11 protein-coding genes are annotated in these 13,776 nt (G+C 40.8%); 7 read left to right on the top strand and 4 right to left on the bottom strand.

Translation table 11 applies throughout. The annotated features are described in order from the left end of the window. Nucleotides 1-2: 2 nt before the first annotated feature. Both D7322_RS01950 and dapF read right to left on the bottom strand, forming a co-directional pair. Nucleotides 3-2,888 carry a DEAD/DEAH box helicase gene (locus D7322_RS01950; RefSeq protein ID WP_121120787.1) on the bottom strand — a complete coding sequence of 962 codons (2,886 nt, stop codon included), beginning with the start codon at nucleotides 2,886-2,888 and terminating at the stop codon, nucleotides 3-5. 184 nt (nucleotides 2,889-3,072) lie between these two features. Next, nucleotides 3,073-3,852: a diaminopimelate epimerase gene (gene dapF / locus D7322_RS01945; RefSeq protein WP_121120785.1), complete on the bottom strand. Its 780-nt coding sequence runs from the start codon at nucleotides 3,850-3,852 to the stop codon at nucleotides 3,073-3,075. Nucleotides 3,853-4,082: 230 nt separating this feature from the next. Between dapF and D7322_RS01940 the strand changes: the two genes are divergently transcribed. From D7322_RS01940 to D7322_RS01920, 5 genes are all read left to right on the top strand, one after another. Next, nucleotides 4,083-5,639, top strand: a complete 1,557-nt coding sequence (locus tag D7322_RS01940; protein WP_121120783.1) for a Do family serine endopeptidase — start codon at nucleotides 4,083-4,085, stop codon at nucleotides 5,637-5,639. A gap of 365 nt (nucleotides 5,640-6,004) precedes the next feature. Next, entirely contained in the window at nucleotides 6,005-6,451 is a 447-nt protein-coding gene (locus D7322_RS01935) for a low molecular weight protein-tyrosine-phosphatase (RefSeq protein ID WP_121120781.1), read from the top strand. Nucleotides 6,452-6,571: 120 nt separating this feature from the next. Then, complete coding sequence (locus D7322_RS01930) at nucleotides 6,572-6,919, top strand: hypothetical protein (RefSeq protein ID WP_121120779.1); 348 nt, start codon at nucleotides 6,572-6,574, stop codon at nucleotides 6,917-6,919. A gap of 3 nt (nucleotides 6,920-6,922) precedes the next feature. Then, the gene (locus tag D7322_RS01925) at nucleotides 6,923-7,681 is read left to right on the top strand and encodes a peptidylprolyl isomerase (RefSeq protein ID WP_121120777.1); all 759 of its coding nucleotides are present in this window, start codon (nucleotides 6,923-6,925) and stop codon (nucleotides 7,679-7,681) included. A gap of 113 nt (nucleotides 7,682-7,794) precedes the next feature. Further along, nucleotides 7,795-8,562, top strand: coding sequence for an exodeoxyribonuclease III (locus D7322_RS01920; protein WP_121120775.1), 768 nt, complete (start codon nucleotides 7,795-7,797; stop codon nucleotides 8,560-8,562). An 88-nt stretch (nucleotides 8,563-8,650) separates the two neighbouring features. Here the strand turns inward: D7322_RS01920 and D7322_RS01915 are convergent, their stop codons facing one another. Further along, nucleotides 8,651-9,712: an Mrp/NBP35 family ATP-binding protein gene (locus D7322_RS01915; protein ID WP_121120773.1), complete on the bottom strand. Its 1,062-nt coding sequence runs from the start codon at nucleotides 9,710-9,712 to the stop codon at nucleotides 8,651-8,653. A gap of 353 nt (nucleotides 9,713-10,065) precedes the next feature. On the opposite strand from D7322_RS01915, the gene D7322_RS01910 reads away from it, so the two are divergent. Together D7322_RS01910 and D7322_RS01905 are read left to right on the top strand one after the other, a co-directional pair. Next, a complete protein-coding gene (locus D7322_RS01910; RefSeq protein ID WP_121121261.1) occupies nucleotides 10,066-12,270 on the top strand; it encodes a transglycosylase domain-containing protein in 2,205 nt (734 codons plus the stop codon). Nucleotides 12,271-12,420: 150 nt separating this feature from the next. After that, nucleotides 12,421-12,960 (top strand): phosphoribosyltransferase, encoded by a 540-nt coding sequence (locus tag D7322_RS01905; RefSeq protein ID WP_121120772.1) that lies wholly within the window; start codon nucleotides 12,421-12,423, stop codon nucleotides 12,958-12,960. A gap of 154 nt (nucleotides 12,961-13,114) precedes the next feature. Here the strand turns inward: D7322_RS01905 and D7322_RS01900 are convergent, their stop codons facing one another. Further along, nucleotides 13,115-13,681: a DNA-3-methyladenine glycosylase I gene (locus tag D7322_RS01900; protein WP_121121259.1), complete on the bottom strand. Its 567-nt coding sequence runs from the start codon at nucleotides 13,679-13,681 to the stop codon at nucleotides 13,115-13,117. Nucleotides 13,682-13,776: the final 95 nt, after the last annotated feature.

The raw sequence follows: 13,776 nt of genomic DNA, 5'->3' as shown, positions 1-13,776 counted from the left end.
CATTAAGCCAGAAGTTCGTGCAGATCTTCCTGAGAAAGTGATTTTATAAAGCTTTCTTCTGTTGTAATGAGGCTCTGTGCAATGGATTTTTTGCGGTTCTGCAATGCCAATATTTTTTCTTCTACAGTGTCTTTACTAATAAATTTGTAAATAAATACGTTTCGCGTCTGTCCGATACGATGGGAACGGTCTACTGCCTGTTGCTCTACGGCAGGATTCCACCAAGGATCCAAGATAAAGACGTAGTCTGCTTCGATCAGGTTAAGACCAACACCGCCGGCTTTGATTGATATCAAAAAAAGTTTGGTGTTGTTGTTTTTACGGAACTGGCTAACGGCTTCGTCACGATTTTTAGTTCCACCATCCAGGTAGGCATAGTTTGTTCCTTTCTTATCAAAATATTGCCTGAAGATATTAAGCTGTTTGACGAATTGGGAGAAAATAAGAACCTTGTTTCCTCGCTGCATCACCATTTCAAGGGTTTCAATAACAGCTTCAAATTTTCCAGAATCACCAACAAAGTTCTCGTCGACCATTCTAGGATGATTGGCTAACTGGCGAAGCTTTGTCAATCCCTGCAATAAGGCAATTTGGGTTGACTTTGGCTTGTTGTCCAGTTGCCCGTCGAGAATGGCATTGCGGTACTCGGATTTGACCTTTTCATAAAGTTCCGATTGCTTATCGGTCATTTCACAATACAGCACTTGTTCTGTTTTTGGGGGCAGTTCTGTTGCGACCTGATCTTTTGTTCGCCTTAAGATAAACGGTTTGACAATCGCCTGAAGACGTTGCGCTTTTTCTTCATCCTTTTTCTTTTCAATGGGTTGCACAAATTCTTTTTGAAAGTAGGTGTAACTTCCCAATAACCCGGGATTGGTAAAATGCATTTGTGCCCAAAGATCAGAAACAGAGTTTTCAACAGGAGTCCCGCTTAAAGCTAGTTTATTTTTACTTTTCAGACTTTTTATGGCCTTAAATGATTTTGAGGTCGGATTTTTAATATTCTGGCTTTCATCTAGGATTATGTAATTGAAATAAAATCCACTCAATATTTCCTCATCAATACGTGCTATGCCATAAGTGGTAATGACCAGGTCATACTTAGCAAATAGTGTGGCATCTTTAATACGGTTATTTCCCGTATGCAAATGGATCTTTAGCTGTGGGGCAAACTGGTGTGCTTCCTTTTGCCAGTTGTAAACGAGTGATGTTGGCAATACCAGGAGTGAAGTGTGTACTTCCTGCTGATCTGTAAGCTGCTCTTTTTGTTGCTGCAACAGGGCTAAAGTCTGTATGGTTTTTCCCAATCCCATGTCATCTGCGAGACAACCACCGAATTTATACTGCTTTAGAAAGTTAAACCAGTTATAGCCTGCTTTCTGATAGGGCCGAAGATTTCCTTTGAAATGTTTTGGTTCCGGAATATCGGCAATTTCCTCAAACGTCGCGAGATTTTGCAATTTACGGTTGAAGACCAATTTGGTATGTTCGCTGATCTCAAAGAGCAGACCGATGTGTACTTTGTTTAATTTAAGTTCATGTCTATCGGCAGAAAACTGAAAGAGATGGTTGTATTGTGCAAACCATTCTTCAGGGATCATGGCGATTTCCCCATTGGGCAGGGTAAATTCTTTGATATTGTTTAGAATATGGTTTCGTAAGTTTATAAAAGGAATCTCGTAGGGACCGAATTTAGCAATGGCACTGATATCAAACCAGTCATTATCTTCGTCAATGGCGATGTCCAATGAGGTATGTCCGATGAAAAAGCGTTTCTGTTCGCTGTTTTGTATGATTTCAAATCCCAAGTTTTTTATTTGTTCCTGATGATTATTTATCCAGTCGAATACAGAGATCCGTTTTCCGGACTGAATAGACGGGGCAAGTAGTCCCAGCTGACGGTCCAGATCTTCCAGCCCCATGGCTTTTAGATTCTCGTGCTGCTGTTCTTCCCATTGTAAAGAGCGTTTGACCCGATGGAAGATATATAAGTCTTTCTCTTCATGATATTCCATCCGGACAGTCACTTTATTTTCCGCTCCCGCAGTAAATGTATGTGGGCCATATCTGAATTGCAACTGTAATTGCGATGCGCCATCTTCTACATAAATTAAATGCAGCAATGGAATTGCTTGGTGCTGATGCGTTTGTATTTCAAAGCCTTCGGCATAAACATGATAACGTTCGATTAATCCACAGACAAAAGTTTCAAAATATTTTTTTTCGGTACTTCTCCCCACGGAAATGTATCGCTTATTGAGAAAGGGGCTAAGCTTTTTTCCTTCTAGCGCCTGATCGAAATAGTATAAGGTATTGTTTAAGAGTAGCCACGCCTGAGTATTGGTTAATACAATGGCATTTTTAAACATAAATTCCAAGCGTTGATTTTCGTACTTTATGGTTGGAAAGTAACGTGTTTCCTCATTACTTCGACGAAAATGAAATAAGATAGATGCAGCCGATGTCGCCAATTTTATTTCTTGGTCTGCCGGGTAACCGTCTTTGCTCATCATAAAGAGCGGTTTATTTCCAATAGACTCGAAAAATTGGATCATCTTTTCATCAATCTTAGGTCGCAGCAGGTCGTAGAGCTTTTTGTCAAAGACTTTGGAGAAAAAATCTACAGGTCTGATTGCTTTTTTATAATATTTCTTGATGAGGTTTGTCTGTTCGATATCGTCGAGCAGTCGGATCAGCTTGTAATCTACCTCATCCAATTCTGCGGCATAGGCATCTACGGTATTGCTAAATATACGTTGGTATCGTAGGGAGTAGGTTCCGTTCGGATTGAGTTTGACCATGTGTGGCTCAATGAGATAGCCAAGATAGGGATGCTCACAAATAGAATAAACGATTTTATATATTGGAAATGACTTTGACTGTTGCATTAAAAATAGCGGGCCTTGTAAATAAAGGTATCTAATATACAATAAAATATACCATTAAACGTAATTTGCCGAATGAAATTTAAAAAAATGTAGATTACAGAAATAGCCTGCAATATTTTAGGTAATAAATTGGCATCGTATCAAGACTATATTGACCGGTGATAACAATATGTCTTTCCAAATACTAGAAATTGCCCTCAAAAACAAATTGAGCAGGGCCTTTGAGAAAAACATTTGTAAAGCTACTTCCTTTTTTATGAAAAGAGATATACAATTGTCCACCCAGCACGCGAATAGGGATAACGATCTCGCCTTCTAAGTTCATTTGTAGGGCCACTGCCATTGCAGCAGCGGTAGCACCGGTACCACAGGCGTAAGTTTCGTCTTCTACACCACGCTCGAATGTGCGCAGAAAATAACCATTTTCCTCCTTCTCGATAAAATTGACATTGATGCCATGGTTGGCATAAGTAGCGTTGTTGCGAATCGAGTAGCCATCCTGATAAACATTTTTTTCTTTTAGGTTTGTAACAAAGCTAACGTAGTGGGGTGACCCGGTATGTAGGATGTAAGCATCGCCGTCTCGTCCAAACTCATACACGTCGATCATTTGCAGGTTGACAAGTTCTGCGGAAAGGGAAGCATGGTGTGCGCCGTCGACTGCCAAAAAGTCAGTTTTGTCAGTGATAATGCCTAAATCATGTGCAAAGGCCACGATACAACGTCCGCCATTGCCGCACATACTCCCCTCTCGGCCATCAGCATTATAGTAAATCATCTCAAAATCGTAATTTTCTTTCTTTTGAAGCAGCATGAGGCCATCGGCGCCTATTCCAAACCTGCGGTCACAGAGGTTTTTCACCAGGACTTCGTCCGCCCGGTTAAATGAATCGTCGCGATTATCGATTAGGATGAAATCATTGCCAGCTCCCTGATATTTTGAAAATCTTATTTTCGATGCCATTCTATTGATTTGAAGTAACAAAAATACGTTTTTTTGTTACAAAAAAGCGTTAGGAAGTTAAGATTTGTTAAAATTATTGCATTTGTCTAGCAATTAACATTTTTTAACGTGTCGGATTTTCCGAAGGCCTTTAAATGGTATTACATTTGAACATATCCGAATAAAATCGGTAATTTTAAGAGCAAAAATTATCAGCTTATATTAAGACATTTTAAAATAGAAATAAGTTTATGAATAAGGTCGGTTTAACGCTATTAACAGCTGTTTTCGGTGGAGCAGTAGCATTAGGTGGTTACAAGCTTATTGAAAATAAGAAACTTGATAGTATGTCTTTTGAAGACAAACAGAAAGTTTATTTTGCCAATAACCCTACAGGAGTCATGTCTTCAACGGGCAATCCTGATTTTACACAAGCATCTGCGGCGGTGGCTCCGGGTGTCGTACATATTAAGACAACATATAGTAGAAAGGGTTCGCAGCAATCACAAGGTTCTCCATTTGATATGTTTGAAGAATTCTTTGGTATGCCCCAAGGCGGGGGACGCCGTCAGATGCAGGCGCAACCTGTGCAAGCTTCAGGATCAGGGGTCATTATCTCTGACGATGGGTATATTGTTACCAACAATCACGTCGTAGAGGATGCGGATAAGATCGAGGTTGTGCTAACAGACAAGCGCACTTATGAAGCGAAATTGATCGGTCGCGATCCAAATACGGATATTGCTTTATTAAAAGTAGCCGGAAAAGGCTTGCCTGTTGTAAAGTTGGGTAACTCGGATAATGTAAATGTGGGTGAATGGGTCTTGGCCTTTGGCTATCCACTTGGGCTTCAATCAACCGTAACGGCTGGTATTGTCAGTGCAACAGGTCGTGATATTGGAATCTTAAGAGAAGGACAGCAACAACGTGGTAATCCTTTTGGCGGTGCTACTGAGCAGCCACTTGCAAGCTCTGCTATCGAGTCTTTTATTCAGACTGATGCGGTGATCAATAAGGGGAACAGTGGTGGCGCATTAACTAATGCCTCCGGTGAATTAATCGGTATCAACTCTGCTATTGCATCACCAACAGGTGTGTATGCAGGTTATGGTTTTGCTATTCCCGTCAATTTAGTGAAAAAAATTGTGGATGATTTCGTGGAATTTGGTAATGTAAAACGCGGCTATATTGGTATTAGTTATGTGCCGATAACGTCAGAACTGGCCAAAGAAAAAGGGATCACCGATGTTAATGGATTATATGTTGAGGATGCGGTAGCCGGTGGAGCTGCAGCAGCCGCAGGGATTAAAAAAGGCGATATCTTGACTAAGATCAACGGTAAGACCATCACGGGCTCTCCGGTATTAAGTGAAACTATCGGCCGTCTGCGCCCGGGTGATAAAGTAAATATTACCTACAAACGCGACGGTAAAGAAAAACAGGTCTCGTTGACATTGAAAGGTGAGGAGTCGCTAAAATCAGCTTCAGGTGCAAGTGGAAAAGCTTCAAAAAGTGCAACTGAAATCTACAACAAATTGGGGGCAAGCTTTATTCCTGCTTCTGCAGCGAAAAAGAAAGAACTGGGTGTAAACTCTGGTGTTGTGGTGACACAAGTAAACCGTGGTGGTATATTTGATTATTTTGGTGTAGAAAGAGGTTTGGTGATAACCGAAGTCAATGGAAAAGCCGTAAACAGTGTTGATGATGTAGAATCGGCATTGGGCGCAACGCAGCGCAATATCGTTCGCTTAAAAGGTGTATCTCCACAAGGAGGTGCTGTCCAGTTGAGCTTCCCGGTAGAATATTAAAAATTGAATTAAGAATTGGTTGATTAATATAGTTTAGGTGGTTCTAGCCGTAAGGTTAGGCCACCTTTTTTTATTATTAAAGACCTTATTGGCAAGAGATGAAATCTTAAAGGTCTGTTTTTGCGGTATTGAAATCATAGAGACAGCATTGTAAATGTCCGGTCATCAAAAATCATCCTGAGGTTGAAGTTGCAATAAGAAAATATGATTTCTTTAGGATTGTTTCTTTAATAGTTCAAGTTTAGTTATTTTGTGCAATAAAATCTGATAGACTGATTTTGTTTGGAATCATAGACAGAGATGAGGTCTATGATTTATTGTGGTCGTATTGCTCTTTATAGTCGTAGCTTTAAAAAAATATTTCAATGAAAATTTTAATGGTTTGTTTGGGAAATATCTGTCGTTCGCCACTGGCACATGGGATCTTGAAGCAAAAAGTAAAAGATAAACAATTAAACTGGATCGTAGAATCCGCAGGCACGGGAGATTGGCATATCGGTGAAGCGCCAGACCGAAGGGCAATTTCGATTGCTAAGAAATATGGGGTCGACATATCCAGCCAACGGGCAAGACATTTTCGGCCGGAGTTTTTCGAAGAATATGACCTTATTTTTGTCATGGACCGTCAGAATTTTGCAGATGTATGTGCACAAGCTGCCAATAAAGGTGACCTGGAGAAAGTGCAATTGTTTTTGGCTGATGATATTGTTCCGGATCCATATTTTGATGATAATTTGTTCGATCCCGTTTTTCAGATGATTGACAAACGCTGTATGGAGGTGATCGAGATAATATCCAAGAAGAAGGAATAATATTGGGCTTGTCATTGCGCTTGCGTTATGGGTAATGACGTTAATGAGTGATTTTTGTACCGGAGACATATAACTTGCATACCAAGTTGAAATTGTCTTCGTTTGTTTAAAGGGAAAAAAATGAAAGCAGCAGAAGTGAACAAGAAATGGAGCACGCTACAGCGTGAAATCGCGTCTTTATTTGATATGGAAAAACCTGACATCAAGGTATGTTTATTCCTTATCGGTGTACAGGAATTAGGAAAAGGCCCGCAGAGCTTCTCGAAACGGCAGAAAGAGGAACTGATGCATATTGCCACGTGCCGTCTGTTCAGTTCGATGGGGTTCTATAACCTAAAAGGATTGGATGAAGAAGGGTGGCCGCATTGGGAATTGGTAAAACCTATTCCAAACTATACGTTATTGGAGCAAGAACTTATCATGAAGTCCTTGATTATTGATTATTTTGAAGAATTAAACGTCATCTAAAACATGAGATTTTTAAAAATTTGTTTAGTAGCACTATTTTGCTTTTTGCAGGTTATGGCATTTGCGGCTAAACCTGAGTATAAATATGTTCAGATTATCACGGATAAGGGAACCTGTGTATTGCGATTGTATAATGAAACGCCTAAACATCGGGATAACTTTGTGAAATTGGCAAAAAATAAATATTATGATGGCACATTGTTCCATCGGGTTATTCAGAACTTTATGATCCAGGGGGGGGATCCGGACTCAAGAAATGCAGTCGGTGGTGCTCAGTTAGGAAATGGAGGACCGGGGTATACGATTCCTGCGGAGATCCAGGATGGATTATTCCATAAGAAAGGTGTTATTGGTGCTGCACGGGACAATAATCCCGCAAAAGCATCTTCCGGATCTCAATTTTATCTTGTTCAGGGCAAGGTGTTCACTCCCGAGGATCTTGATCGCCTTGAGCAGACCCGGATGAGCGGAAAGAAGTTTTCTGAGAAACAGCGTCAGGCCTATACAACAGTCGGTGGTGCCCCGCATCTGGACTGGAATTATACCGTATTCGGTGAATTAGTGAATGGAATAGAAGTGATCGACAAGATTGCGGAAGTAAAAACAGACCAGCATGACCGGCCTGAGGTGGATCAGAAGGTGACCATGCATCTGTTGACCAGACGAGAGGCACTTAACCTGGAACGTGAACTGAAAGGTCTAAAACCACAGACTGGATTCTTTACAAAGATTGGGGACCTATTCTCTTCCAAAGATTATTAAATTGTCTTTGATTGATATACTGGGAAAGAATGCGCTGCGTGCGCTATTTCGTAAGTTCCGTGCTTTCGGATGTAAAGTTTTAAATCTAATATTTCAATACTCATAGCTAAACAATGAAAATAGTAACCTACAATGTGAACGGTTTGCGAGCTGCTTTAAAGAAAGATTGGTTAGGCTGGCTGAAAAATGTGGATGCAGATGTCATATGTCTTCAGGAGATTAAAGCTACTCCGGACCAGATTCCAGAAATTGCGCTACTGGAGGAGATGGGGTATGAGCATTACTGGTATCCGGCTCAAAAAAAAGGATATAGCGGTGTTGCTCTCTTTACCAAAATTTCTCCAATGCATGTTGAATATGGCTGCGGCCATGAAGACTATGATTTTGAGGGGCGTATTATTCGTGCTGATTTTGATAAAGTTTCGGTGATGAGTACCTATTTTCCATCTGGAACAACGGGAGATGTAAGACAGGATTTTAAATATCGTTTTTTGGACGATTTTCAGCTGTATAGTGACAAGCTGTTGGTAGAGCGGCCAAATTTGGTCGTATGCGGGGATTATAATATCTGTCATCGTGCTATTGACATCCATAATCCAAAGTCAAATGCAAACTCATCCGGATTTTTGCCCGAGGAACGCGAATGGATGGAAAATTTCATTAATTCAGGATATATCGACTCTTTTCGTCATTTGAATCCGGAGCCGCATCACTATACCTGGTGGAGTTACCGTGCGGGTGCGCGTGCACGAAATCTGGGTTGGCGCATTGATTATAATATGGTCTCAAAACCATTGGAGGCGCAGATTAAAGCTTCGCAGATTTTGGCGAATGCAGTCCATTCGGATCACTGTCCGGTTTTGTTGGAATTGGACGTTTAACTAAGACGACCTATTTGCTATATAAGAAAGGCTTTCAGTTAATGAAAGCCTTTCTTATATAGCAAATAGCTGCCTCCAGATGTGTTGCTTAGACCTGACTCTGGATGATGGAAAGTTGCTGCGCAACTTTTTCTGCAATCGTCAGAAAGGATTTTGTCACGGGATCTTCCTGATCTGTTGCGATCGGGAAGCCATTGTCGCCTGCATCCGAAATACCTTTAAGCAACGGTATCTCACCAAGGAAGGGAACCTTATATTCTTCGGCCAGACGTTTTCCTCCATCTTTGCCAAAAATATAATATTTATTGTCCGGTAATTCTGCTGGGGTAAAAAAGGCCATATTTTCCACAACGCCCAAGAGCGGAATATTGATACTGTCCATTAAGAACATCCCAATTCCTTTGACTGCATCGGCAAGTGCTACGTGCTGTGGTGTCGTTACAATGACGGCTCCTGCAATGGGGAATGTTTGCGATACCGTGATATGGATATCACCGGTCCCCGGGGGCATGTCAACAACAAGATAATCCAATTCGCCCCAATTAGCATCGTTAAATAGCTGTTTGATAGCTGAAGTAGTCATCGGACCACGCCATGGAATAGGTTGGTTCGGATCGGTAAAGAAACCGATGGAAAGTAATTTTAGGCCAAACTTTTCGATAGGTTCAATTTTAACCTGACCGTCGGGCATTTCAACAGATCCGGGTTTCGCACCCTCCAGTCCAAACATAATCGGCAGCGAAGGGCCATAGATATCGGCGTCCAATAGACCCGTTTTTGCACCCTTGGCATGAAGTGCCAGGGCCAGGTTTGCTGCGACTGTCGACTTTCCGACGCCGCCCTTACCCGATGAAACCAGAATGATGTTTTTAATCCCTGAAACCTGCGCTCCCTGTTTGCCAATCACATTGGAAGTCATGTTTATCTGTACTTCAAGATTTTTATCGACAAAATGCGCTATGGCATTGCGGCAAGCATGCTCAATATGGTCTTTCAGTGGACAGGCCGGGGTAGTCAATATGACATCGAAAGCTATTTTTTGGTCTTCGATCTTGATATTTTGAATCATATTCAATGTTACAAGGTCCTTTTTTAGATCAGGCTCTTCAACATAGGATAATGCATTTAATATTTGTTCTTTGGTAACCATCTATTATTCATTTGAAATCATGGAATACAAAACTACTCATTGCCGATCAATTTCATGTCATTTGTTTGTTTTTAATGGAATTCAAATCAGGCCGCTGCTCCTAATGAATGACTCTGCCGCCTTAAAGAAAATTGAAGCGAAGTCAAGTCGACTGAACGGTGCGTTTCCATTTTGGCTTTGCTAGCAAGGTTTTCTTTATTTTAGGAATTGGACCGACAATTCGGCACATCGTTTGACTAGCTTTAATAATGAGACCTACCCACGCAGGTTTCGGTGTAATTATAATTGTATATAAAGGCAAATTTATCTAAGTTTGACTATTGATATGCATGGATTTGCATGAAATTGTAATTATGTCCAATCGATTTATAACATCTCTGAAGTCCCGCAAGTGGCGATGGCTTTATATTACTTTGGCTGTTTTCTTGATTTTGGTAATCGCGGTAAGTGTTTATGCTTACCAGAAGAGAGATGGGATGCTCATGGGGGCGATCAATAAAGCAAAAGCGAAACTGCTGGAAAAGTATGACATGGATTTGAAAATCCAGTATTATGCTTTTCAGGGAATTAATGCAGTGCAGTTTAAAAATATACAGTTGCTGCCTAAAAATAGAGCACCTCTGGCGCAAATTAATGACCTGACTGTATCCGTTAAATTGTGGCCTCTTTTATTCGGTGATGTGAAGCTCGGAGAGGTTATTATGGATAATGCCACCGTATCATTGGTCAAGAAAGATTCAATCAGTAACTATGATTTTTTGTTTAAGAAGCAAAAGAAAGATACCATTGAAAATGACAACCCTAAGCAGAATTTGGCCGCATTGGCGGATCGTCTGCTCAAAAATGTATTCTTTAAGATCCCGAATGATCTCGATCTCAGAAATTTTGAGCTTTCCTACAAAGACGACAGTACCTCACAGCGTATTGTTATTCCTTCTGCCGTTATCGATGGTGGTGACATGGAATCCAAATTTTTGTTGAACGATCATGAAGCAGCTTGGAACCTAACAGGGACGATAGATTCGGACAATCAGGAATGTGACCTACGTCTTTTTTCAGATAAGAAGGAAGTTAACCTCCCTTTATTACAGCGTAAATTTGGTCTGGCGGTTAGTTTTGATGAGATATCCTTTCGATTGGACAAAGCTAATCGACGAAATAAGGAACTGTTGGAATTGCACGGACAATGGGGATTTAAAAACCTGAAAGTAAATCACTGGCGTATTTCCAGTAAAGATGTTATTTTTCCTGAAGCGACCATGCAGGGGGCGCTCAAGATAGGAGCCTCTTCTATTGAGGTCAGCAAAGAAAGTACAGTACAGGTAAAAGATTTTGTTTTTTCTCCTTATTTAAAATATATACATAGGCCTGAAAAGGAAATTTTTCTAGCTATTCACACGGATAAAATCAAAGCGCAGGATTTTTTTGATGCCCTGCCAGTTGGATTATTTCCGGGGCTTGATGGAATTCAGGTTGAGGGACATATCCAATATGATCTAAATTTTGCTTTGGAATTCAAAAGACCCGATAAGCTCCTTTTTTCTTCCAAAATGGACGACCGCGATCTGCAGGTCGTGAAATGGGGTGAAGCTAATATCGGGATGTTGAATACGCCTTTTACCTATACGGCATATGAGGACGGAAAACCTATGCGTGAGATTGTGGTGGGGCCGCAAAATCCAAATTTTACCCCATTGGATCAAATTTCCCGTTATATGCAGATCAGTCTGATCAACACCGAAGATCCATTTTTCTTTAAACATAAAGGATTTGAGGAGAAGGCTTTCAAACTCTCTATTGTCACAAATATTAAAGAGAAGGGTTTTAAACGTGGCGCAAGCACCATATCCATGCAATTGGTGAAAAATGTGTTTCTAAACCGGAATAAGACCGTCGTTCGAAAACTGGAGGAAATTTTGTTGGTTTGGCTGATGGAACGTTCGCAGCAGGTAAGTAAAAAACGGATGTACGAGGTTTATCTCAACGTGATCGAGTGGGGAAATAATGTCTATGGGATTACTGAAGCTGCGCGCTACTATTTTGGAAAAACACCGGCGCAACTCGGGCTTGGAGAAAGTATATTTTTGTCCAGTATCGTGCCTCGTCCGAAGAAAGGGCTGAACTTTTTTGACTGGACAGGGCATCTCAAAGGAAATATGTTGCGTTATTTTAACACCTATGGTCATATCATGACTAAGACTGGGCAGATAGGTATTGACTCGACCACATCGGCTTATGGTTTCTATGAGGTCGTACTGCAACCACATCTGCGTGCTGCCAGACCTGCCGTTATAGATTCGATAGATACATTGGATATGGGCGATGACCCATTGCTGTTCGATGATCTGGGCGAGGGGAGAGCAGTTGATAATCTGGAAGGCGTTTCCCTTCCAAAAACGATAAAAAAGATGTCTCATCCTGAAAAGCAGGACGAGGAAACGGCCGAGCCGGAAAAACATAAAAGGTCTATTTTCGATAAGATCCTGGGCCGAAACAAAGAGGAAAAGGAAAAAACGGAGGCGGAGACTACCAATGCGCCTAAAAAGCCACAGAAGTAGCTGACTGAAAAGGTGCGTGGCCAGTTGTTTTCTCCTTGAGAAAACTTTTGATTTATCGACATCAGGTGTAGATTTTTAAAATCAGCTAGCACAAGGCTAGGAAACTTCGTCCCGGAAATGGAAATGAAACCGATAAAATAATTTAGTGGAATGAAAAAAATAGAAATTGACGGGTTGCTTTTTGAACCACTTTTTGAGGAAGAACAGATTCAGAAAAGGGTTCGTTTAATGGGGATAGACATCAGTCTACGGTATGAGCATAAGCAGCCTGTTTTTATAGGCGTTTTGAACGGTTGTTTTATGTTTATGGCAGATCTGCTCAAACAGATAGAAGTTCCCTGTGAGATGTCTTTTATTAAATTAGCCTCCTATATCGGTACTGGGCAGTCTGAGTTGAATGAGCTTTTAGGACTGGGTATTGATCTGGAAGGGCGAGATGTGATTATCGTGGAAGATATCGTCGACTCCGGACATTCGTTAAAGCATACACTAGATGCTGTGAAGCGGTTAAATCCGGCCAGTGTCATTGCTTGTGCACTTTTGGTAAAGCCAGAAGCATTACAATACCATTTTGAAGAGCTCACTTACGTTGGTTTTGAGATTAGTAAAGAGTTTGTCGTGGGGTATGGGATGGATTTTAACGGTCTTTGCCGCAACTTACCAGATATCTATAAGAATGTTCCCGTTTAGATTTTAGGATTAAGATATTGTGATGAGAGATTTTGAATATCGAGATTTTGATTTGGCAAGGTTAATTTGGCTGTTGAAAATAGATCAAGGAACTATAGAAACATCCTTCCGCAAGGTCGTTTGTCATCTTTTTTCCTTGACCCTATCATGTGGTTTAATATTTAAAAGAACAGCTTTCAATATGGTCATTGACCATGCCCACTGCTTGCATGTAAGCATAGCAAATGGTGGAGCCAAAAAACTTGAAACCTCTTTTTTTCATGTCTTTTGCTATTTTATCAGAAATCGCAGTCGTCGCCGGAACCTGTTGTAGACTAGACCAGTGATTGACTAGGGGTTGCTGTTCGGGTAAAAATGTGTACAGGTAATTGTAAAAGCTACCATATTCAATCTGGATTTTTTCGAACAGTTGCGCATTGGTAATGGTCGACTCAATTTTATTTCGATGTTTAATAATACCGGAGTCTTTTAAGAGCGCCTCGACATGAGCTGCCGTAAAATCGGCGACTTTATTGACATCAAAATTAGCAAAGGCTTCTTGATAAGCTGATCTCCGACGGAGGATCGTAATCCAGCTCAAACCGGCCTGTGCTGATTCGAGCACCAAAAATTCGAAAAGGGTTTTATCATCTTTTACCTGTCGCCCCCATTCTTTATCGTGATAGGCCACATATTGTTCGTCAGATCCGCACCATTGACAGCGTATTATTTCTTTTGGCATGTTGTATAAAGATTTTTTGAATGCAATATAACTTTTTATCCTAACTTTACGATCATAAAAGAGTTTCGAATCTAAGCGGCCCATGATTTCTGAAT

The sequence above is a fragment of the Sphingobacterium puteale genome (assembly GCF_003627955.1).
Classification (GTDB): Bacteria; Bacteroidota; Bacteroidia; order Sphingobacteriales; family Sphingobacteriaceae; genus Sphingobacterium; species Sphingobacterium puteale.
Note: the sequence above shows the minus strand (reverse complement) of the source record. Positions and strands in the feature narration are given on the sequence as shown.